The sequence below is a fragment of the Cyanobium sp. LEGE 06113 genome (assembly GCF_015207615.1).
Map to the genome: position 1 here is coordinate 34,414 of NZ_JADEWM010000009.1, position 21,315 is coordinate 55,728.

The 21,315-nt window shown below is 70.6% G+C and carries 19 protein-coding genes and 1 pseudogene; 8 read left to right on the top strand and 12 right to left on the bottom strand.

Going from position 1 to position 21,315, the window contains the following annotated elements:
- The first annotated feature begins 30 nt into the window (after positions 1–30).
- Genes IQ220_RS13570 through glmU form a run of 5 tightly spaced genes read left to right on the top strand, consistent with a single transcriptional unit; the run spans position 31 to position 5,694 of the window.
- Positions 31–1,617: a UbiD family decarboxylase gene (locus tag IQ220_RS13570; RefSeq protein WP_193915715.1), complete on the top strand. Its 1,587-nt coding sequence runs from the start codon at positions 31–33 to the stop codon at positions 1,615–1,617.
- Positions 1,617–2,048, top strand: coding sequence for an Rrf2 family transcriptional regulator (locus IQ220_RS13575; RefSeq protein ID WP_193915718.1), 432 nt, complete (start codon positions 1,617–1,619; stop codon positions 2,046–2,048). Before IQ220_RS13570 ends, IQ220_RS13575 begins: the two co-directional genes overlap by 1 nt.
- Positions 2,049–2,091: 43 nt before the next feature.
- Positions 2,092–3,414 (top strand): 3-phosphoshikimate 1-carboxyvinyltransferase, encoded by a 1,323-nt coding sequence (aroA, locus tag IQ220_RS13580; RefSeq protein ID WP_193915721.1) that lies wholly within the window; start codon positions 2,092–2,094, stop codon positions 3,412–3,414.
- Positions 3,389–4,315: an MnmC family methyltransferase gene (locus IQ220_RS13585; protein ID WP_193915724.1), complete on the top strand. Its 927-nt coding sequence runs from the start codon at positions 3,389–3,391 to the stop codon at positions 4,313–4,315. The genes aroA and IQ220_RS13585 overlap by 26 nt, the downstream gene beginning before the upstream one ends.
- Before the next feature lie 26 nt (positions 4,316–4,341).
- Positions 4,342–5,694, top strand: a complete 1,353-nt coding sequence (gene glmU / locus IQ220_RS13590) for a bifunctional UDP-N-acetylglucosamine diphosphorylase/glucosamine-1-phosphate N-acetyltransferase GlmU (RefSeq protein ID WP_193915727.1) — start codon at positions 4,342–4,344, stop codon at positions 5,692–5,694.
- A gap of 25 nt (positions 5,695–5,719) precedes the next feature.
- Here glmU and murF read toward each other — a convergent pair whose 3' ends face one another.
- The 6 genes from murF to menD all read right to left on the bottom strand — a co-directional run bounded on the left by murF (position 5,720) and on the right by menD (position 12,671).
- Entirely contained in the window at positions 5,720–7,144 is a 1,425-nt protein-coding gene (gene murF, locus IQ220_RS13595; RefSeq protein ID WP_193915730.1) for a UDP-N-acetylmuramoyl-tripeptide--D-alanyl-D-alanine ligase, read from the bottom strand.
- A gap of 8 nt (positions 7,145–7,152) precedes the next feature.
- Positions 7,153–7,947 (bottom strand): hypothetical protein, encoded by a 795-nt coding sequence (locus tag IQ220_RS13600; protein WP_193915733.1) that lies wholly within the window; start codon positions 7,945–7,947, stop codon positions 7,153–7,155.
- A gap of 31 nt (positions 7,948–7,978) precedes the next feature.
- Positions 7,979–9,451 carry a glycogen synthase GlgA gene (glgA, locus tag IQ220_RS13605; RefSeq protein ID WP_186696516.1) on the bottom strand — a complete coding sequence of 491 codons (1,473 nt, stop codon included), beginning with the start codon at positions 9,449–9,451 and terminating at the stop codon, positions 7,979–7,981.
- Positions 9,452–9,493: 42 nt separating this feature from the next.
- Entirely contained in the window at positions 9,494–9,976 is a 483-nt protein-coding gene (locus tag IQ220_RS13610; RefSeq protein WP_193915845.1) for a L,D-transpeptidase, read from the bottom strand.
- Positions 9,977–10,065: 89 nt separating this feature from the next.
- On the bottom strand, positions 10,066–10,911 hold the full coding sequence (gene menB, locus IQ220_RS13615) for a 1,4-dihydroxy-2-naphthoyl-CoA synthase (RefSeq protein ID WP_193915736.1): 846 nt from the start codon (positions 10,909–10,911) through the stop codon (positions 10,066–10,068).
- Positions 10,908–12,671: a 2-succinyl-5-enolpyruvyl-6-hydroxy-3-cyclohexene-1-carboxylic-acid synthase gene (gene menD, locus IQ220_RS13620; protein WP_370566489.1), complete on the bottom strand. Its 1,764-nt coding sequence runs from the start codon at positions 12,669–12,671 to the stop codon at positions 10,908–10,910. Before menD ends, menB begins: the two co-directional genes overlap by 4 nt.
- Positions 12,672–12,766: 95 nt before the next feature.
- Between menD and lepB the strand changes: the two genes are divergently transcribed.
- Both lepB and IQ220_RS13630 read left to right on the top strand, forming a co-directional pair.
- A complete protein-coding gene (gene lepB, locus IQ220_RS13625) occupies positions 12,767–13,390 on the top strand; it encodes a signal peptidase I (RefSeq protein ID WP_370561475.1) in 624 nt (207 codons plus the stop codon).
- A gap of 31 nt (positions 13,391–13,421) precedes the next feature.
- Positions 13,422–13,784 carry a DUF760 domain-containing protein gene (locus tag IQ220_RS13630; RefSeq protein ID WP_186696519.1) on the top strand — a complete coding sequence of 121 codons (363 nt, stop codon included), beginning with the start codon at positions 13,422–13,424 and terminating at the stop codon, positions 13,782–13,784.
- A 30-nt stretch (positions 13,785–13,814) separates the two neighbouring features.
- On the opposite strand, the gene IQ220_RS13635 is transcribed toward IQ220_RS13630, so the two are convergent.
- The 6 genes and pseudogenes from IQ220_RS13635 to IQ220_RS13660 form a co-directional block, all read right to left on the bottom strand.
- Positions 13,815–15,008, bottom strand: coding sequence for a DUF4336 domain-containing protein (locus IQ220_RS13635; RefSeq protein ID WP_193915743.1), 1,194 nt, complete (start codon positions 15,006–15,008; stop codon positions 13,815–13,817).
- 36 nt (positions 15,009–15,044) lie between these two features.
- A pseudogene (locus tag IQ220_RS13640) lies at positions 15,045–15,904 on the bottom strand (metal ABC transporter permease).
- The gene (locus IQ220_RS13645; protein WP_193915746.1) at positions 15,901–16,695 is read right to left on the bottom strand and encodes a metal ABC transporter ATP-binding protein; all 795 of its coding nucleotides are present in this window, start codon (positions 16,693–16,695) and stop codon (positions 15,901–15,903) included. The pseudogene IQ220_RS13640 and the gene IQ220_RS13645 overlap by 4 nt, the downstream one beginning before the upstream one ends.
- Positions 16,692–17,675 (bottom strand): metal ABC transporter substrate-binding protein, encoded by a 984-nt coding sequence (locus IQ220_RS13650; protein WP_193915749.1) that lies wholly within the window; start codon positions 17,673–17,675, stop codon positions 16,692–16,694. Before IQ220_RS13650 ends, IQ220_RS13645 begins: the two co-directional genes overlap by 4 nt.
- 218 nt (positions 17,676–17,893) lie before the next feature.
- Positions 17,894–18,970 carry a photosystem II q(b) protein gene (gene psbA, locus IQ220_RS13655; RefSeq protein ID WP_186696524.1) on the bottom strand — a complete coding sequence of 359 codons (1,077 nt, stop codon included), beginning with the start codon at positions 18,968–18,970 and terminating at the stop codon, positions 17,894–17,896.
- Between the two features lie 165 nt (positions 18,971–19,135).
- Positions 19,136–20,569 (bottom strand): YcjF family protein, encoded by a 1,434-nt coding sequence (locus IQ220_RS13660; protein WP_228009232.1) that lies wholly within the window; start codon positions 20,567–20,569, stop codon positions 19,136–19,138.
- A 171-nt stretch (positions 20,570–20,740) separates the two neighbouring features.
- Between IQ220_RS13660 and IQ220_RS13665 the strand changes: the two genes are divergently transcribed.
- The gene (locus IQ220_RS13665; protein WP_193915752.1) at positions 20,741–21,304 is read left to right on the top strand and encodes a hypothetical protein; all 564 of its coding nucleotides are present in this window, start codon (positions 20,741–20,743) and stop codon (positions 21,302–21,304) included.
- Positions 21,305–21,315: the final 11 nt, after the last annotated feature.

The following is a 21,315-nucleotide window of genomic DNA, read 5'->3' on the forward strand; positions in this document are numbered from 1 at the left end:
GGCTCGATGTCACCGAATTCCCTCTCCGCGATGACCGCCACCGAGGCTGCCCCCGTCACCCGTCGCCGCAACCGCCGGGATCTGCGCGGTTTCCTGGAGCTGCTGGAGAGCCGCCAGCAGCTGCGGCGCATCCAGGCCCCGGTGGACCCGGACCTGGAGCTGGCGGCGATCTCCGATCGGGTGCTGAGCTGCGGCGGGCCTGCCCTGCTGTTCGAGAACGTGCTGGGCTCCTCGATGCCGGTGGCCATCAACCTGCTCGGCACCCAGGAGCGGGTGCTGTGGAGCATGGGCATGGAGCGGCCCGAAGAGCTGGAGGCCCTGGGCGAGCGCCTGGCCCTGCTGCAGCAACCCAGGCCGCCCAAGGGCCTGCGCGAGGCCACCCGCTTCGGCGGGGTGCTCTGGGACGTGGTGAAGGCCCGCCCCGACCTCGACCTGCTGCCCCCCTGCCAGCAGCAGGTGTTCCGGGGCGAGGACGTGAACCTCGATGCCATCCCGATGCTGCGCCCCTGGCCGGGCGATGCCGGCCGGATCATCACCCTGGGCCTGGTGATCACCAAGGACCCCGAGACCGGCACCCCCAACGTGGGCGTCTACCGGCTGCAGCAGCAGTCGATCAACACCATGACCGTGCACTGGCTGAGCGTGCGCGGCGGTGCCCGCCACCTGCGCAAGGCGGCGGCCCTGGGCAAGAAGCTGGAGATCGCCATCGCCATCGGCGTGCACCCCCTGTTGGTGATGGCGGCGGCCACACCGATCCCGGTGCAGCTCAGCGAGTGGCTGTTCGCGGGCATCTACGCCGGCGAAGGCGTGCGGCTGGCCAAATGCAAGACGGTGAACCTCGAAGTGCCCAGCCACAGCGAAGTGGTGCTGGAGGGCACGATCACCCCCGGCGAGGCGTTGGCCGATGGCCCCTTCGGGGATCACATGGGCTTCTACGGCGGCGAGGAGCCCTCGCCGCTGGTGCGCTTCCAGTGCGTCACCCAGCGCCGCCAGCCGATCTACTTCACCACCTTCAGCGGCCGTCCCCCCAAGGAGGACGCCATGCTGGCCATCGCCCTGAACCGCATCTACACGCCGATCCTGCGGCAGCAGATCCCGGAGATCGTGGATTTCTTCCTGCCGATGGAGGGCCTCAGCTACAAGCTGGCTGTGATCGCCATCGACAAGGCCTTCCCCGGCCAGGCGAAGCGGGCGGCGATGGCCTTCTGGACGGCCCTGCCCCAGTTCACCTACACGAAGTTCGTGGTGGTGGTGGACAAGGCGATCAACATCCGCGATCCCCGCCAGGTGATCTGGGCCATCAGCGCCCTGGTGGATCCCCAGCGGGATCTGTTCGTGCTGGGCGACACGCCCTTCGACAGCCTCGACTTCGCCAGCGAGCGGCTGGGCCTGGGCGGCCGCCTGGCCATCGATGCCACCACCAAGGTGGGCCCGGAGAAGCGCCACCCCTGGGGCGAGCCCCTGCAGCGCCCCGCCGAGCTGGAGGCCCGCCTCGACGGCCGCTGGCAGGAGCTGGGGCTGGGGGATGTGGGCAGCCAGCAGGCGGACCCCGCCCTGTTCGGCTACACCCTCGAACACGTGCTGGAGCGACTCAGCCAGGCCGGCCTGGGCGGCTGATGCTGAGCAAGGGCAGCACCGATGCCCTGCGGGCCCTGCTGGAACTGGCTGAGGCTCCGGAGCGCTGGCGCTCCACCAGGGAGCTGGCCGAGGCCCAGCAGTTGGCCGAGCCGATGCTGGAGCAGCTGCTGCTGAGGCTGCGCCGGGCCGGCCTGCTGCAGGCGCGGCGCGGCCGCCTGGGGGGCTACCGCCTGGCCCGACCGCCCCATCAGATCGGCGTGCAGGAGGTGATCGCCGCCATACAGGGACCCTCCAGCCCCTCTGCCGAGAGCGGTGGCTCCGCCGCTGACCAGGTGACCCGGGCCCTGGAGGCCCGGCTGCAGCGGGCCGTGACCCGGGCGCTGCTGGAGCTGAGCCTGGAGGAGCTGCTGTTCGACCTGCGCAGTGCCGAGGCCTGCCGCGACGGCGAGGCCGGTCTGCTGCTGGGCTGAGCGGGCGCGCTCCATAGGATCGCCGCAACGCGAAGCCGCCGCCTTGGTCCAGCTCTCCAGCAGCACGCCGCTCCCCCTGCCGGCCGGAGGCCGCCTGCGCGGCAGCGTGCGGGTGCCGGGGGACAAGTCGATCTCGCACCGGGCCCTGCTGTTCGGCGCCATCGCCGGCGGTGAGACCCGCATCGAGGGCCTGCTGCCGGCCGAAGACCCGCTCAGCACGGCGGCGTGCCTGCGGGCCATGGGCGTGGAGGTGTCGCCGATCGCCGCGGGCCAGCTGGTGCGGGTGCAGGGGGTGGGGCTCGATGGGCTGCAGGAGCCGGGCGAGGTGCTCGAGTGCGGCAACTCCGGCACCACCATGCGGCTGATGCTGGGCCTGCTGGCCGGCCGGCAGGGGCGCCACTTCGTGCTCAACGGCGATGGCTCCCTGCGGGGCAGGCCAATGCGGCGCGTGGGCGACCCCCTGACCGCAATGGGGGCCTCGATCCATGGCCGCAGCGGCGGCAACTTCGCGCCCCTGGCCGTGCTGGGCCGCCCACTCCAGGGCAGCACCCTGCACACCCCGGTGGCCTCGGCCCAGGTGAAGAGCGCCATCCTGCTGGCGGCGCTCACGGCCAGGGGCGACACCACGGTGATCGAACCGGCCCAGAGCCGCGACCACAGCGAGCGCATGCTGCGGGCCTTCGGGGCCGATCTGGAGGTGGGCGGGGAGGCGCGCACCTGCGTCACCGTGCGGCCGGGAGCCAGCCTGACGGGGCAGCACGTGGTGGTGCCAGGCGACATCAGCTCGGCGGCCTTCTGGCTGGTGGCCGCTGCCGTGATCCCCGGTGCCGAGCTCACGGTGGAGAACGTGGGCCTCAACCCCAGCCGCACCGGCATCCTGGACGTGCTGGAGCAGATGGGGGCCCGGCTGGAGGTGCTGCAGCGGCGCACTGTGGCCGGGGAACCGGTGGGGGATCTGCGGGTGAGCCATGGTCCACTGCAGGCCTTTGACATCGGCGGCGACCTGGTGCCGCGGCTGGTGGATGAAATTCCGGTGCTGGCGGTGGCCGCCTGCTGCGCCGAGGGCATCAGCCGTATCCGCGATGCCGCCGAGCTGCGGGTGAAGGAGACCGACCGGCTGGCCGTGATGACCCGTCAGCTGGGGGCGATGGGGGCGCGCATCGAGGCCTTTGACGACGGCCTGGCGATCACGGGCGGTGTGCCGCTGCACGGGGCCGAGCTCGACAGCGAGACCGACCACCGGGTGGCCATGAGCCTGGCGGTGGCCAGCCGACTCGCCAGCGGCGACAGCCTGCTGCACCGGCCCGAGGCGGCGGCCGTGTCCTACCCCGGCTTCTGGGATGACCTGCAACGCCTCAGCACTTAGGCCAGAGGCCGGGGCCGACGGCAGCTTCAGCCTGCACAGCGGTGCGTTCGCTGAGGGCTTCCACAGCCCGGCGGGTGCCCGCTGGGAGGCGGACCACACCTACCTGGGGCCGGCCGAGCTGCAGCGCTACGCGGCCGGCGCCGAGCTGCGGGTGCTCGATGTGGGGGTGGGGCTGGGCTACAACAGCGCCGTTCTGCTGGAAGCCGCGGCGGAGCGGGACCTGACGCTGCGCTGGTGGGGACTGGAGCAGGACCCGCGGCCGCTGCGGCTGGCCCTGGCCGATCCTGGCTTCTGCGCCCAGTGGCGGCCCTCCACCCTGCAGCAGCTGGGCCAGGTGTTGCGGGGTGAGGCCGGCTGGCCCGGGCGGATCCTCTGGGGCGATGCCCGCCAGCAGCTGGTTGGCCTGGAGCCCTGGCTGCGGGGCCGCTGTGATCTGGTGCTGCTCGACCCCTTCTCTCCCCGGCACTGCCCCCAGCTCTGGAGCCAGGACTTCCTGGGGCGGCTGGCCCGCCTGCTGGCCCCAGGCGGCAGGCTGCTCACGTACTGCTCAGCGGCAGCCGCGAGGGGCAGTCTGCGGGACGCCGGCCTTGAGCTCGCTGCACTCCAGGCCCCCGCAGGGGCTCCACGCCTGCGGCCCCGCTGGAGTGGGGGCACGGTGGCAGGCCCCCGCCCCCTGGCCCCGAGCACCCTGCTTCGCCCCCTCAGCGCCATGGAGGAAGAGCACCTGCTCACCAGGGCAGGTGAGCCATACCGCGACCCCTCCGCTCGGGCCGGCGCCACGGAGATCCAGGCCAGCAGACTGCAGATGCAGGCCCAGGCCGGCCGCAGCAGCACGGGGGCCTGGCGGCGCCGCTGGGGCCTGGACCATCCCCGCCGCAACGGCGTGGTTGGGCCCACGTAGATTCCCGCCAGCCGTTGCTTACGCCCATGCTCGCCGTTGCCGTGCTGGCCGCTGGGAAGGGCACACGGATGAAGAGCGAGCTGCCCAAGGTGCTGCAGCCGCTGGCCGGGGCCACGCTGGTGGAGCGGGTGCTGGGCAGCTGCCGGCACCTGGCCCCCGACAGGCAGCTGTTGATCGTGGGTCACCAGGCCGAACGGGTGGAGGCCTCGCTGGCGGCGCTGGAAGGCCTCGAGTTCGTGTTGCAGCAGCCCCAGAACGGCACCGGCCATGCGGTGCAGCAACTGCTGGAGCCCCTGCAGGGGTTCAGCGGCGACCTGCTGGTGCTGAACGGGGATGTGCCCCTGCTGCGGCCGGAGACTCTGGAGGCGCTGCTGGAGCAGCACCGCAGCAGGGGCGCCGGCGTGACCCTGCTCACGGCCCGGCTGGACGACCCCAGTGGCTACGGCCGGGTGATGGCCGATGCCTCCGGGCGGGTGAGCGCCATCGTCGAGCATCGCGACTGCAGCCCCGAGCAGCGCCTCAATCCCCTGATCAACGCCGGCATCTACTGCTTCAACTGGGCCCAGCTGGCGGCGGTGCTGCCCAGGCTCAGCAGCGACAACGACCAGGGCGAGCTCTACCTCACCGACACCGTGGCGATGCTGGAGTCGGCCACGCACCTGGAGGTGGCCGACGCGGCCGAGATCAACGGCATCAACGACCGGATCCAGCTGGCCCAGTGCGAGGCGGTGCTGCAGGAGCGGCTGCGGCGCCACTGGATGGCGGAGGGGGTGAGCTTCGTGGATCCTTCCAGCTGCACCCTCAGCGAGGGCAGCCGCTTCGGGCGGGATGTGGTGGTGGAGCCCCAGTGCCATTTCCGCGGCCACACCGAAGTTGGCTCGGGCTGCCGGATCGGCCCAGGCTGCCTGCTGGAGAACGCCCGCCTCGGGGCTGGGGTGGAGGTGCTCTACAGCGTGGTGCGCGACGCGGTGGTGGGGGCCGGCTGCTCGATCGGCCCCTACGCCCAGGTGCGGCCGGGCTCGAACCTCGGGGAGCGCTGCCACCTGGGCAACTTCGTGGAGGTCAAGAGCAGCAGCCTGGCCAGCCACGTGAAGGTGAACCACCTCAGCTACATCGGCGACGCCGACCTGGGTGCCGGGGTGAATGTGGGGGCCGGCACGATCACCGCCAACTACGACGGCGTGCGCAAGCACCGCACCGTGATCGGCGCGGGCAGCAAGACCGGCGCCAACTCGGTGCTGGTGGCGCCGATCCAGCTGGGCGAGAACGTGACCGTGGGCGCCGGCTCCACCCTCACCCGCAACGTGCCCTCCGGCGCCCTGGCGCTGGGTCGCGCCCGCCAGCTGGTGAAGGAGAACTGGGCTGGCCCCCAGGGCTGAACACGAAGGCTCAGGCGGCGAAGGCTCAGCTGCTCTGCGGCTCCAGCAGCAGGGGGAACGCCCGCTCCAGGGCCACCCCGCGGCTGGCCTTGAACAGCACGGTGTCGCCAGGAGCCAGCCAGCCGCGCAATTCGGCGGCCGCCGCCTCCGGGCTGCTCACCCTGGCCAGCCGGCCCAGGCCATGGGCCGCCGCCTCCATCGCAGCCCCCTCCTGGCCGCCATCCACAATCAGCAGACCCTCCAACCCCAGGTCCAACGCCCGCTGGGCCACCTGGCGGTGCAGGCTGAGGCTCTGCTCGCCGAGCTCCAGCATGGTGCCCAGCACCGCGAAGCGGCGACCGCTGCTGTGGCGGGCGAGCAGCTCCAGGGAGGCCAGCACGGCCTCGGGCGAGGCGTTGTAGGTCTCATCGAGAAGCACCACGCCGCCCCGTTCCAGGCGCCGGCTGCGGCCACCAGGCAGGTCCACCTCCAGGTGGCCTAGGCGATCAGGGCCCACCCCCTGCTCGCGGGCCACGGCCAGGGCCAGCATCAGGTTGCGGGCCTGGTGGCGGCCCTCGAGGGGCAGCCTCAGCCGATGGCCATCGAGCCACAACAGGCCCTCCGCTTCATCCAGCTCGCCCACCCAGTCGGCCTTGGCCTCGAAACCCTCTCCGGCCAGGGCGACGCGCACCACCCGCCCCGCCCAGCTGCTGGCCAGGGCCGCATCCAGCAGAGGGTCACCGGCCGGAATCACCATCAGGCCGCCCGGGCGCAGGCCAGAGGCGATCTCACACTTGGCCTGGCCGATCGCTTCGCGGCTTCCCAACCGGCCGATGTGGGCCGTGCCGATGTTGGTGATCACCGCCACATCGGGCTCGGCGCAGCGGCTGAGCCGATCGATCTCCCCCAGCCCGCGCATGCCCATCTCCACCACCACCGCCCGGTGCTCGGAGGTGGCCTGCAGCAGGGTGAGCGGAACGCCGATGTCGTTGTTGTTGTTGCCGCTGGCGGCCAGCACCGGACCCAGGCGGGCGAGCGCCGCCCGGATCAGCTCGCGGGTGCCGGTCTTGCCGGCGGAGCCGGTCACGGCCACCACCGGGGCCTTCAGCTGCCGGCGCCAGTGCCGCGCCAGCTGCTGGTAGGCCGCCAGGCTGTCGGGCACCACCCAGAGCTGGCAGCTGCGCTCGGCGGCGGCCTGCTCCAGGGCAGCGAGGGCTTCAGAAGTGAGGCGGTCGCGTTGCACCACGACAGCCCGGCTGCCGGCCTCGATGGCCTGCTGAACGAAGGCATGGCCATCGTGGCGCTCGCCCACCAGGGCCAGGAACAGGCCACCGGGCTCGAGCCGGCGGCTGTCAGTGCTCACGGCACTGAGGACCGTTTCGGAATCCAGCCGGCTGCCCGGATGGCCAGCCCCTGCCCCACCCGGAGGTTCAGCCCAGATCGCATCCAGCTCGGCGAGGCGCAGGGCCATGGTGCAGCTCAGGGCGCAGAAAGCAGGATCATGCCTGAACCCACCCGGGCCGATCGGGCCAGCAGCCGGCCCTCCGGATCCCGCAGCTCCAGGGCGTCGTAGTCCAGCTGCCGGCTCAGCAGCAGCCAGCGATCGGCCAGCTGCTGCTGCTCTGCGGCCGCCAGCTCCGGCCAAGCCGGCCCGAGCAGAAGCTGCAGCAGGGGCAGACGGGCGGCCACGGCCGGCTCCAGTTTGAGCACGAGATCCTCCCGCCCCGGGATCGCCGCCTGAAAGGCCTCCAGCAGAGGATCCTCCACGGCAAGGGGGGCGCTTTCGGGCGCTTCAGGCTCAGGGGACTGGCTGAGGCCGCCCGGAGGCGGCACGGAAGGCGCTGGCGACGTAGAGGAGGGGAGGGATGGGGGCAGCGGCTCGGGCTGCGGGGAACCGTCCGGGGACGCAGCCCCATCCCCAGCAGTGTCCAGGCCCTCCACCACGACGGTGGGCTCGGCCGGGGCGATCGCGGCGGGTCGCGACCAGGGCAGCGCCGGCATCAGGAGAGCAGCCAGGACCAGCAGGCTGCCCAGGGCCGCCGCCAGCACCAGGGGCCAGAACCAGGCCGCCCAGGAGGCGGGCCAGAAGCCCGGGCGCGGCAGCTGACCCTCCCGATTGAGCCTCGCCAGCTCCTGCAACCGCAGGCGCGTGCTGGCCGCCACAGCCCGCAGATCGCGGCGCAGCAACCGCCACGGGTCGAGATAGGGAGCCGGCAGGGCCGACGCGGCATCAACGCGGCCGGGGCCGTCGCCCTCAGGACTGGACCCGGCCACAGGCACTGCCCCCAGCAGATGCGGATCTCACTCAGCGGCGGCGCAGCAGGGCCGCCAGCCCCTTGCGGCTGGGGTCGGCATCCTGACCCTGGGAGAAGCGCTCCACCTCGGCGGCCTCGGGCGTGGGCTCCTTGATGCCACACACGTCCCGGTACATGGCCTCGTAGGCGAGGGCTGAGCTGGCCCAGCTGAGGTCCATGCCCATGCCGCGGCGCTGCAGCTGCTGCCAGCTGTCCTGGTGCCGGTAGGCCTCCCAGGAGCGCACGATCGCGGTGTAGAAGTCGATCGGCTCGAAGCGGTCGAAGCCATAGCCCGTTCCCGTGCCGGCCAGGGGGTCGTTGGGGGGCACGGTGTCCACCAGACCCCCCACCATCCTCACCACGGGCACCGAGCCGTAGCGCATCGCCAGCATCTGGCTGATGCCGCAGGGTTCAAAGCGGCTGGGCATCAGGAAGGCATCAGTGCCGGCATAGATCAACCGCGCCAGGGCGTCGTCGTAGGTGAGGAACACCGAGAAGCGGCCGGGATGGCGGGCCGCCATCTGCCACAGGCCCGATTCGATGTTGCGATCCCCCGTGCCCAGCACCACGATCTGGCTGTCGGTGTAGGCGAGCACCCGATCAGCCACCTGCAGCAGCAGATCCACCCCCTTCTGGTCCACCAGCCGGCTCACCACTCCCATCAGGTAGGAGCGCGGACTCGGCGTCAGGCCGAAGTGTTTCTGCAGGGCCTGTTTGTTCTCGGCCCGGGGGGTCAGGTCGGCGGCACTGAAGCGGGCCGGCAGGGTGGGATCGGTGGCGGGGTTCCAGTCCTCGGTGTCGATGCCGTTGAGGATGCCGCGCAGCTTGCCGCTGATGAAATTGAGCAGGCCGTCCAAGGCCTCGCCGTACTGCGGCGTGCGGATCTCCTTGGCGTAGGTGGGGGACACCGCATTGACGCGGTCGGCATAGAGCAGCGCCGCCGCCATCGTGTGGTCCCCCTGCATGTACCAGGGGCACCAGGTCATGCCGTCCAGCTTCCAGCGCCAGGGGCCCTGATAGCGGAGGTTGTGGATGGTGAACACCGTGCTGACTTCCGGGTCCTGATGCATCCACACCGGCAGCATGCCGGTGTGCCAGTCGTGGCAGTGCAGCACCTGGGGCTTCCAGTGGTGCCAGCAGAATTCGGCTGTGGCACTGGCGAAAAAGGTGAAGCGCCAGTCCTCATCGTCGCCGCCGTAGATGCGCTCGGCATCGAACACCGGGTGGCCCACCAGATAGAGCGGCAGACCGTTGCTGGGATGGTGCGCCTCGAACACCGCGAAGTCGTTGCCCATGGTGTGACCGCGCCACACCGGTTCAGCGGCAATCTGCAGGCGCGACCACAGGCGGCCATAGCCCGGGAGGATGATCCGCACGTCGTGGCCCAGGGCGGCCAGGGCCGGCGGCAGCGAACCCACCACATCCCCCATGCCCCCCACCTTGACCAGCGGGGCACATTCAGCAGCTGCAAACAGAACCCGCATGCAGATCGGCCCAGGGAGGGCGCAACTTTAGGGGGGGTCCCGTCAGGGCAACACGGTGACGGGGGTGCCCAGGCTGACCAGCTCGTAGAGCTCCCTGGCATGCTCATCGAGCAGCCGCACACAGCCGTGGGAGACGGCCTGGCCGACACTGTCGCGGTTGGGGGTGCCGTGGAAGCCGGAGCTCACGCAGCCCTCCACCACCAGGTACTGGCGGCCATTGAAGCCGCTGCGGCCCAGGCAGTCGCGGTGAAAGCCGATCCAACGGCTGCCCAGGGGATTGGCGGGCCCAGGCGGCACCCGCTGGCCTGTGGCGGGATGCTCCCAGATCGGATCCTTCACCAGCTCGATCACCTCAAAGCGGCCCACCGGCGTCTCCCAGCCGGGGCGGCCCACCGCCACGGGGAAGCGGCGCACTTCCCGACCACCGGCCATCACCCGCACATGGCGCCGGCGCCGATCGAGCACCAGCTCCCGTTGCGGCCCGGAGTCCTCAGATACCGCCTGGGCGGCCTGCTGAGCGGCCATGCCCCCTGCCGGCTGCAGGGAGGCCAGCAGAGCGCCGACAAGGGCAGACAGGGCCAGACGGCGCAAGGGCCTGGGCAGGCGACTTGAACTCACGGTAGCCAGGCGGAGCCGGAGAAGTCCGGCGGGCGCTTCTCCAGGAAGGCATCACGCCCCTCCTGGGCCTCGGCGGTTCGGTAGAAGAGGTGGGTGGCCTGACCGGCCAGCTCCTGGAGCCCGGCCATGCCGTCGGTTTCGGCATTGAAGGCGGCCTTGAGACAGCGGATGGCGGTGGGGCTGTGCTGCAGCACCTCCCGGGCCCAGGCCAGGCCCTCAGCCTCCAGCTGCTCCAACGGCACCACCGCATTCACCAGCCCCATGGCCAGGGCCTGGTCGGCGCCGTACTGGCGGCACAGGAACCAGATCTCGCGGGCCTTGCGCTGGCCCACCACCCGGGCGAGGTAGGAGGCCCCGAAACCGCCGTCAAAGCTGCCCACCCGCGGGCCGGTCTGGCCGAAGCGGGCGTTCTCGGCGGCGATCGAGAGGTCGCAGAGCAGGTGCAGCACCTGGCCGCCGCCGATGGCGTAGCCCGCCACCAGGGCGATCACCACCTTCGGCAGGCTGCGGATCAGCCGCTGCAGGTCGAGCACGTTGAGCCGGGGCAGGCCCTGCTCATCCACGTAGCCGCCATCACCGCGCACGCTCTGGTCGCCGCCGGCGCAGAAGGCCCAGCCCCCATCGGCCGCCGGGCCGGCGCCGGTGAACAGCACCACGCCGATGCGGGGGTTGTCGCGCACCCTGGCAAAGGCATCGCAGAGCTCCTGCACGGTGAGGGGCCGGAAGGCGTTGCGCTTGTGGGGCCGGTCGATGCTGATGCGGGCGATGCCCTCGTCGCAGAGCTCAAAGCGGATGTCCTGGTAGCGACCGGCCTCTTGCCAGCTCACGGGAACGGCGGTCATGGAGGCGGGGCCGGGACGCAGGCCATTCTGCGCAGGGCCTGCCGCGCGGCGGCGTCGCGGCGGCGGTCGCTGCAGAGCCGCAGCAGGGCCAGCGGTTGCTCCAGGGCCCAGCTCAGGGCGAGGGGCAACTCGGCGGCGGCGGCCACCTCCCGGCCGGGCACGCCGTGGGCTGCGGCCAGGGCGAGGGGGTCCACGGCCTGGGGCATGGCGAACAGCCGCTCGAAATCCAGGGGCGCCGGTTGCTGCGGACGGATCGCCAGCTGCTCGAAGATGCCGCCGCCGCCGTTGTCGATCAACACCACCGTGAGCCGCCCGCCCAGCTGGCGCCGCCACAGCCAGCCGTTGCTGTCGTGCAGCAGGGCCAGATCGCCACAGAGCAGCACCGCCGCGCCAACGGCCTCCGCCACGCCGCAGGCCAGCGACAGGGTGCCGTCGATGCCGGAGGCGCCCCGGAAGGCATACACCTCCCGGAAGGGAGCGGCGGCGGCGGCAAAGCTGTCCCAATCGCGCACGGGGGAGCTGTTGGCGATCACCAGCGGCAGGGAGGGCGGCAACAGCCGGCTCAGCTGGCGCGCCAGGGCCGGCTCGCCCCAGGCCGGTGCGGCCAGGGCCGTGTCGAGCCCGGCCTGCAGCTGCCGCTCCAGGACGTGCCAGCGGCGGGCAAGGGCCAAGCTGGCGGACCCCGGGGCTCCGCAGCACGCCTCAGGGGGCAGCTGGGCGATCCAGGCGGCCAGCCCTGCCGGCCACTGGCCCGAGGCCGTGCCGAGCGGATCGAGGTGGCGCGGCTCGCCTTCCGTGATCAGCAACTGCCGGCCGCCACAGCAACGCAGCAGCTGCTGCTGCCGCCGACTCGCCGGCAGGGGACCGAGCCGCAGCACCTGGGGGGCCAGCAGGGCGGCAGGCACGGGGTCTGGCAGCAGATCCGCCACCGTCACCAGCTCCAGGCCAGGCCAACCCCGCAAGCCGCTGAGGCCATCGGCCAGCACGGGCCAGCCGCTGCGCCGCTGCCAGGCCGCCACGGCCTCGCGGTAGGCCGGGCCGTGCTGGGGCAGACCCCGCCAGGGGCCGGCCACCACCAGCCCGGGCTGGTCGGGATCCAGACCACCGCTGCCGATCGCTGGAACGCCCAGGGGCCGGGTCCAGGTCTGGTTCCCGGCCCCGGCTGAGCCAGGCTCGGGCCCGGCGCCCGTGTCCCGAGCCCGCTGCGCAGCCTCAAGCCGGACCGCCAAGGCCCTGGTGCTCTCCAGGGCCGGCCCATCCCCGTGCAGGGGTTCCTCGATGGGCAGGTTCAGATGCACCGGCCCGGGAGGCCTCCCCGGGCAGACCGTCGTGGCGGCCAGCGCCTGGGCCGCCAGCTGCTCGAGCTCCGCGGCCGCCATCGCCGCCAGCCCCTCGGCGTGGCCCTGCAGCAGCAGGCGCACGCTGGCCAGCAGAAACTGCTCCTGGTTCACGGCCTGGTTGGCACCACAGCCCTTGAGCCGCTGCGGACGGTCGGCGCTGATCAGCAGCAGCGGGATCGCGCCGAGATCGGCCTCCACACAGGCGGGCAGCAGGTTGGCCACCGCCGTGCCGGAGGTGGTGATCACGGCGGCGGCGTGCCCCGAGGCGCGGCCATGGCCCAGGGCGAAAAAGGCCGCCGAGCGCTCATCCAGCGCGGTGCGCAGCCGCAGGCGCTCTCCCTCCAGCAGACCGGCGGCCACCGCGAGCGGACCGGAGCGGCTGCCGGGGCAGACCACCACCAGCTCCAGCCCAGCCGCCATCAGCGCCTGCAGCAGGCGAACGGAGGCCTCCAGATTGCGGCGAGCCAGGTCCACGCTCTCAGGAGCAGGATGGGTGCACCATCCTTGCCACCGGCTTGTCCCCCTCCCCATCTGAGCCCGAAGCCAGCCTGGCGCCGGCCACGACGCAGCAGAGGCTGCGCCGCCAGCTGCTGCCTCTGCTGCTCTGGGTCGCCGTGGCCTTGCTGCTGCGCTGGGCCGTGGTGGAGCCGCGCTGGATTCCCTCCGGTTCGATGCTGCCCACCCTGGAGCTAGGCGACAGGGTGCTGGTGGAGAAGGTGCGCACCCGCCTGCACCGGCCCCTGCCCGTGGGTTCCGTGGTGGTGTTCCACCCCCCCGCCGTGCTGGTGGCGGCGGGCTATGCCCCGGAGGCCGCCCTGATCAAACGGGTCGTGGCCCGGGCTGGGGATCAGGTGGAGGTGCGTCAGGGCAGGCTCTGGCGCAACGGCGAGGCCGTTCAGACCGACTGGGCCGCCGAACCGATGGACTACAGCTTCGGACCCGTGCTGGTGCCGCCCCAGCAGCTGCTGGTGCTGGGGGACAACCGCAACGCCAGCCTCGATTCCCACCTCTGGGGCCCCCTGCCGGAGGACCAGCTGGTCGGGGCGGCGGTGTGGCGCTACTGGCCCCTGCAGCGCTTCGGTGCGATTCGGTTTTCCCGAACAGCCGATGATCTCGGCTTGTCACAAGGACTGGGTTAAGGTTCCGTGGTGATGCGGAGCACACCGGAAGATGTTCAACCCGGAGTTCCTGACCACGGACAATGAAGCCATCAGTGGCAATTCGCTGATCCAGTACCTCCAGGAACAGTCTCCGGATGTGTTGCAGCGGGTGGCGCGCTCGGCCAGCGGCGACATCCAGGACATCATTCGCCACAACGTGCAGGGTCTGCTCGGCATGCTGCCGGGCGAGCACTTCGAGGTGAAGATCCAGACCAACCGCGACAACCTGGCCGGCCTGCTGGCCTCGGCCATGATGACCGGCTATTTCCTGCGCCAGATGGAGCAGCGCATGGAGCTGGACTCCAGCCTGCTCTCCAGCGATGGCGACGATTCCGACTCCTGCGACGCCGACCCCGGCGAACTGAGGCTCTGAAGCAGGCATCCGCGGGGCCCAACGGGTCCTTCAGCAGCCCGGTTGCTCGGGAACCACGCCCCAGCGCAGCAGGGCCGCATCGACGCTGGCCAGAAACGTCCAGCTGGATTCAGCCGGAGCCCAGGGACGGGCCTCCAGGGCCGTGGCCAGCGCCTCGAGGCCGGCGCCGTCACAGGGCACGGGTGCCTCGTAGTGGGCCGGGATCAACTGGCGCACCCCCTCCAGGGCGGCCAGGCGGCGGATCCAGGCCAGCAGCGCCGGCCGGCAGCGCGGAAACACCAGCCGCTCCAGCACCGGAGCCACCTGCAGCTGCAGGCCACCGGAGGGCACCAGGGAGGCAAACTCCTCCTGCCAGCCCGGCAGCCACTGAAAGGGATAGAGCCCGAAGTAGGCCTTTGACCGCCGCAGCCCCGGGGCCATGGCATAGCGCAGCTGCTCCAGCAGGCCAGGCACCTGGAGCCGCTCGGGCCTGAGGTAGGAGGCAAACAGCACCAGCCGCTGCCAGCCCCGCTGGCGCCGCTCGGCGCTGTCGTGCAGGGGCTCATCGCCGCGGTCGCGGGCATGGAACAGCAGGGGGGTGGGGTCGGCCTCGAACAGGGCGGGGGGCTGGGGGCCGATCGCCACCAGGGCATCGGTCACCAGCAGGCTGCCGCTGCTGCGGTGCAGGCAGGCCACCTCCATGAACGTGCCCAGCCCCAGGTCCAGCGGGCCCAGGGCCACCCAGTCGAGCTCCTGGGGGAAGGGCACCCCCTGCTCCAGCAGCACCCGCGTGCGCTCCCGGGGGAAGCCCAGCCAGCCCAGGGGCAACGGCAGCGGGAAGCTCCACTGGCGCGGGCTGATCCACACCTGGGCGGCGGGGAAGGCCCGGGCCAGGGCCGGCAGGGGCAGCTTGTGCTCCAGCCCTGAACTGGTGGGCAACACGATGCTCAGCACAGGCCCGTAGCGCTGCTCCAGCTGCTCCAGGGCCCGGCGCAGTTCCCGGGTGGGCGGCAGGGCGCCGTAGAGCAGCAACCCGCCGGCCAGCCGCAGCACCGTCATGCGAATCGGCACGGCCACGTAGAGCAGCCCCTGCAGCTGCTCGAAGCTCCACACCTGATCGGGGATCAGCTCCCGCACCAGGGTGCGGCGGCGGCCGTAGGGGTAGAGCGGCAACAGGGGCCACCAGGGCCAGCGCTGATCGCCGCGGGCGGGGTGAGGCTGGGGGACGGCAGGGGGAGGTGGCACTGGCGCGGGCGAAGGGGGTTGCCGTGACCGGCTGGCTCAGGTCTGTTGCTGCCTGAAGATGCCGTGTCGAGGGGCAAAGAAGAAGGCCAGCAGGAACAGGAACGTCTGCACCAGAACGATGCATCCGGCCGTGGAACTGTCGCTCCAGTAGCTCACATACACCCCTCCCACGCTGGAGAACACGCTGCTGGCCACCGCCAGCAGGGTCATGCGATCGAAGCGGTCAGTGAGCAGGTAGGCCGTGGCCCCGGGGGTGACCAGCATCGCCACCACCAGAATGATGCCCACGGTCTGCAGGCCCGCCACCGCCGCCAGCGACAACACCGAGAGCAGCAGGTAATGCAGCAGCCCGGTGTTGATGCCGATCGAGCGGGCGTGGGTGGGATCGAAGCAGAACAGCATCAGATCGCGGCGCAGCACCAGCAACACCGCCAGCACGATGGCGCAGATCACCAGGGTGTCGGTGATGTCGCCGGCAGAGATGCCAAGCACATTGCCGAACAGAATATGGGTGAGATCGATGTTGCTGCGGATCTTCGAGATCAGCACCAGGCCCAGGGCAAAGAAGCCCGTGAACACCAGGCCGATCACCGTGTCTTCCTTCACCCGCGACTTCTGCTTCACGAAGCCGATCACGGCCACCGAGCCCACCCCGAACACGAGGCCCCCACCGAGAACGGCAGGCCCAGGGCGTAGGCCACCACCACGCCGGGCATCACCGCGTGGGACACGGCATCCCCCATCAGCGCCCAGCCCTTGAGCGTCATGTAACACGACAGCAGGCCACACACCCCCCCCACCAGGGCACTCACCAGCAGGGCCCGCACCATGAAGCCATGGCTGATCGGCTCGAGCAGCCAGGTGAGCGGCAGGCCCGTTGCCAGGGAGGCCGTCATCGCTCGTTCTCGCGGGAGGGGGTGGGGCCCATCAGCAGATTGGGCGGCAGGCCCCCGAAGGTGAGCGAGAGGTTCTCCGGGGTGAACACCTCGGAGGTCTCGCCGTAGGCCAGCACCGTCTTGTTGATCAGCACCACCCGGTCGCAGAAGTTGCGCACGTGGCTGAGGTCGTGGGTGGAGATCAGGATCGAGCGCTGCTCCTTGCGGAACTGCATGAACAGATCGGCCATCAGCTTCTCCGTGCGCACGTCCACGCCATTGAAGGGTTCATCCAGCAGCAGCACCGAGGCGTCCTGGGCAATGGCCCGGGCCAGGAAGGCCCGCTTGCGCTGGCCACCCGAGAGGGAGCCGATCGGCCGATCGAGCAGCTCCAGCAGCTCGACGCGCTCCAGGGCATGGCGCACGGCGGCCCGGTCCGAGGCGCGGGCCAGCCGCAGCAGGTTCATCGAGCCGTAACGGCCCATCATCACCACATCCCACACCGACACGGGGAAGGCACAGTCGACGCCATCGCTCTGGGGCACATAGGCCACCGCCTGCTGGCGCTGGGCCTGGTGCACCGGCAGACCATTGATGCGGATGTAGCCCCTGGAGGGCCTCAGAAACCCCATCAAGGCCTTGAACAGGGTGGTCTTGCCGGCACCGTTCATGCCCACCAGGCCGCAGATGCAGCCTGCTTCCAGCCGCAGGCTGGCGTCGTGCAGGGCCATGGTGCCGTTGTAGTCAACGCAGACCTGGTCGGCCTCGATCCGCAGCCGCTCGGCGCCCAGCGGTGGTCGGGCTGCCCTCATGGGGTCACTCCGTTGCTCTGAGGGGTGCCCAGACCCCGCTGGATCAGACCCACATTGTGGCGCTGCATGGCGAGCAGGGTGGGAGCCGGCCCATCGGGTGTGGAGAGCGAGTCCACGTAGAAGGTGCCGCCAAAGGTGGCACCGGCGGCCCTGGCCACCTCCCGCTGGGAGGCGTCGCTCACGGTGCTCTCGCAGAACACAGCGGGCACCTGACGGTCGCGGACGGTGTCGATCAGGCGGGCCATCCGCTTGGGGGTGACCTGACTCTCGGCGTTCACCGGCCAGAGATAGGCCTCAGTGAGGCCGTAGTCGTGAGCGAGATAGGTGAACGCGCCCTCGCAGGTGGCCAGCACCCGCCGCGATTCCGGAATCGTGGCCAGGGAGGCACGCAACTCCTGATCCAGCTGGGCCAGCTGTTGCTTGTAGGCCTCACCATTGGCCTGGAAGCTGGCGGCGCCCTCGGGGTCCAACCGGCTGAAGGCGCTCACGATGTTGTCGATGTAGCGCTTGGCCTTCCGGGGCGACATCCAGGCGTGGGGATTGGGCTTGCCGGCGTAGGCATCCTCGGCGATGGGCAGGGGTGCGATCCCCTCGGTGAGCGTGGCCACGGGCACGTTGCCGGCCGCCGCGGTGAACCTGCGGGACCAGAGCTCCAGGTTGAGGCCGTTCTCCAGGATCAGGTCGGCCCGGCTGGCGCGCTCGACGTCACTGGGGGTGGGTTCGTAGCCATGGATCTCCGAGCCCAGCTTGGTGATCGAGTCCACCTGCAGGCGATCACCGGCCACCTGGCGGGCCATGTCCGCCAGCACCGTGAAGGTGGTGAGCACCACCGGGCGGTCGTCCGCGGGGTCCTGGCGCGCTTCGGGGCTGGGGGCGTCGCAGGCGGCCAGCAGCAGGGAAGCCAGCGTCGCCGCCAGGGGGCGCCCAAAGCCGCTCCACGCCTTCAGGGGGCCGCAGGCACGAGCCGGTCGTGGGTCCATGCCCCAGCGTGGTCTTTCGTTAGGGACGATACAAAACACGGCCCTGGCCCCTGCGGTGGCCCCGGAGCGCGCAACGCTCTGCAACATGACGGCCCTGGTTGTCAGTGCTTGGGCGGATGCGACGTCAGACGCCCATGAAAAACCCCTGCCGAAGCAGGGGAGGGGACAGCGGCCACCTGGTGACGGCGCACTGGGGCTGGATCAGCAGGGTGGCTGGATCAGCCGATCGCCGGAGCCGTGAGCGCCACGGGGATGGACTCCACCGCAGCCAGATCCAGGGGGAAGTTGTGGGCGTTGCGCTCGTGCATCACCTCCATGCCCAGGTTGGCGCGGGTGATCACATCGGCCCAGGTGGGCACCACCTTGCCCTGGGCATCCAGGATCGACTGGTTGAAGTTGAAGCCGTTCAGGTTGAAGGCCATCGTGCTCACCCCGAGGCTGGTGAACCAGATGCCCACCACCGGCCACACCGCCAGGAAGAAGTGCAGGCTGCGGCTGTTGTTGAAGCTGGCGTACTGGAAGATCAGACGACCGAAGTAACCGTGGGCAGCCACGATGTTGTAGGTCTCTTCCTCCTGGCCGAACTTGTAGCCGTAGTTCTGGCTCTCACTCTCGGTGGTTTCACGCACAAGCGAGGAGGTGACCAGCGAGCCGTGCATGGCGGAGAACAGCGAGCCACCGAACACACCGGCCACACCCAGCATGTGGAACGGGTGCATCAGGATGTTGTGCTCGGCCTGGAACACCAGCATGAAGTTGAAGGTGCCGCTGATGCCAAGGGGCATGGCGTCCGAGAAGGAGCCCTGACCGAAGGGATAGATCAGGAACACGGCAAAAGCAGCAGAAAGCGGAGCGCTGTAGGCCACGCAGATCCAGGGCCGCATGCCGAGGCGGTAGCTGAGCTCCCACTGACGGCCCATGTAGGCCGAGATGCCGATCAGGAAGTGGAACACAACCAGCTGGTAGGGACCGCCGTTGTAGAGCCACTCGTCGAGGCTGGCGGCTTCCCAGATGGGATAGAAGTGCAGGCCGATGGCATTGCTGGAGGGCACAACAGCACCGGAGATGATGTTGTTGCCATACAGGAAGGAGCCGGCTACGGGCTCACGGATCCCGTCAATGTCAACGGGGGGAGCGGCGATGAACGCCACAATGAAGCAGATGGTGGCCGCCAGAAGGCAGGGAATCATCAGCACGCCAAACCAACCGACATAGATGCGGTTGTTGGTGGAGGTGATCCACTGGCAGAAGCTTTCCCAGCTTGTTGCGCGGCCGCTGCGTACAGCAGTGGTCATGGCAGGAGGACCCCGAAGGGTCGGGTATGGAGGAACAGGACGGGCTTCTTGATCAGAAGCTCTTCAAAACCCTACGCAGAACGCCCTGAAGGAACCCCGAATCTCAACAAACGTGGGAATGCTTCGTATAACTTAATTGCGGCTGCAACAAAGGCTTCACATGGTTCAGGCCGAGGCGGAGCTCGCCTGCCGCGCTCGCCACCACTGCTGACCCTGCTGCAGGAAGCCGCTCCAGTCGAGTTTTTCCGCCTCGGCCGCCCGGGCGACCAGCAGCGGCGCTTCCCGTTTGATGCGCTGCAGGTCCGGCTCCGTCACCCCCGCTGAGAGGGCGAGCATGTCGGCCATGGCCCGGCCCACCACCCGGGTGAGATAAGCGGCGCTGAGGGCCTGAATGGCGCTGCCCACCAACCAGGTGGCGCCATGCAGCTTGATCAGCGAGGCCAGCATCTGGGTGCTCCACTCCACCACCCCCAGGGCCAGGGAGGCGCGGCCGAGCTCGAGCGCGGCCGCGCGCAGCTGCTCCGCCGTCCAGGGACACTGCCAGAGCCTGGCCATCTCCTGCAGCATCAGGCCGTTGGCCACCGCCAGCACCACCAGATCCAGAGAGGGCAGCGGTGCCGCCACCACGCCAGCGGCCACCAGCCACTGGGTGCGTTGCTGCAAGCTGATGAAGCGCTGGCGCCGCAGCGCTTCCAGCTCCACCTGCCAGCGGTCGTGCAGATTGCGCAGCCCCCGCAGCTGGCGGTCATGGCGCAGGGCCGCAGCCCGCCGTCCGAGCTGGGTGGCCAGGGGCGCCAGCAGCCGCTGCAGCGACGTCGCCTGGGGCGACCAGAACAGAAGATTGTGGGCTGGTCCCAGGGGCAGCTGGGCCTTCAGCTCCTCGGCCAGGGCGGCGGGCTCGGAGCCCTCGTCGTGCTCCACCAGCAGCCAGGTGGGCAGGCCCGGCGGCAGGGCCTCAATCCAGCGCAGGTCTGCAGCCCCCAGGGGCATCCGCAGCCAGTAGATGAGAGCGTCGGCCGATGCCAGGGGCTCAGGCCAGGTCCAGCTGTCACTCCAGCTGGGCAGGGGGCGCGACCACTGCAGCGTCAGGGGCACGGAGCCGCGCAGGGCCTGGGCCAGCAGGGGTTGGCGCTCCTGGGGGCACTCCAGGGTGGCAGCCACTCCCAGGGTGAGACCGGAACGCTCAAGCAGGGCCCGCTGGCTGTCCAGGGCCAGGGCACGCCGATGGGCGCGGCGATCGGCAGCACGCTGCAGATCAGCTGAAGGCCTTGTTGACGGCATGGGGCTCGCCTCAGCCAACGCCAGAGGCGCAGTCAGCTGGGGAGCCTCTGTTCTGAAGGGAAACCGCTGGGCCCCAGGGTCCTCCAGCTGTCGAAACTGCTCCTGCATGGCCTCCAGCCGCTTCAGCCAGCCCGCCACATCGCCGGGATCGACCACCGCCAGAGGGGCGGGCCGGCGCAGGAGCCACCACCCGGCGGCCAATACCGCCACCCCGGTGCCGGCGGAAACCACAGGAACGCTGGAGAGGTGAGCCACCCCATCCAGCACCACGCCCCCCGTCACGACGGCGGCGCCCAGCGGCCACCAGCGGCGCCCCAAGCTCGACAGCAGGGTCGCAGGCGGCCAGCTGCTCTGGGCTGCCCGGTTCGCGGCCGCTGTGTGAGGAAGCTCGGACAGCAGGGGCGACGTCAACGGGTGACCAGCGGAGCTGCATCTGTTTAGCTCACCTCACGGCGTCACGCCTCACCCGTCACCAATAGCTTGGCAGCCATGGCAGGTCCATCCAGTGGCAGGGGCAGCGCCGACAGCGGACCCGAGGCCATGACAGGCCATCGGGCTGAGGCGTTCACGCCGAGCCAGCATCGCCAGCTGCTGGCCTGGCAGGCCGACCTGGCCAGGGCCGGCGGCTGGAGCGGCGACCTGCCCGTGGTGGTGCATGAACGCTGCTGGCTGCGCCTGCGGGCGGTGCCCGTGGGCCAGCTGGCCCGGCAGTGGCCGCCCGACTGCAGCGCTGAGGCGCCGGAGCTCAGCCGTTACCGCGAACGGCTGCAGGCCGGGGAAGACCCATGGCTGGCGGAGCTGCACTGCTGGGAGGAGTTCGGCCAGCTGGCCTGCCAGCAGGCCCTGCGCACCTACTGGCAGCAGCAGACCAGGAGCCCTGGCTGGACCCTCGCCACCTACCAGGCTCTGCTGGCCCGCTACCGCCAGCAGATGGAGCGCAGCGCGCCGCGATCGCTGCCGCTGCTGCAGCTGGCACGGCCCTACAGCCCCGAGTCGCATCGGCTCCTGTGGCTGAAACCTCCGCGCCCGTCGATGCGGCACACTTGCGCCTGACTGCTTAGATG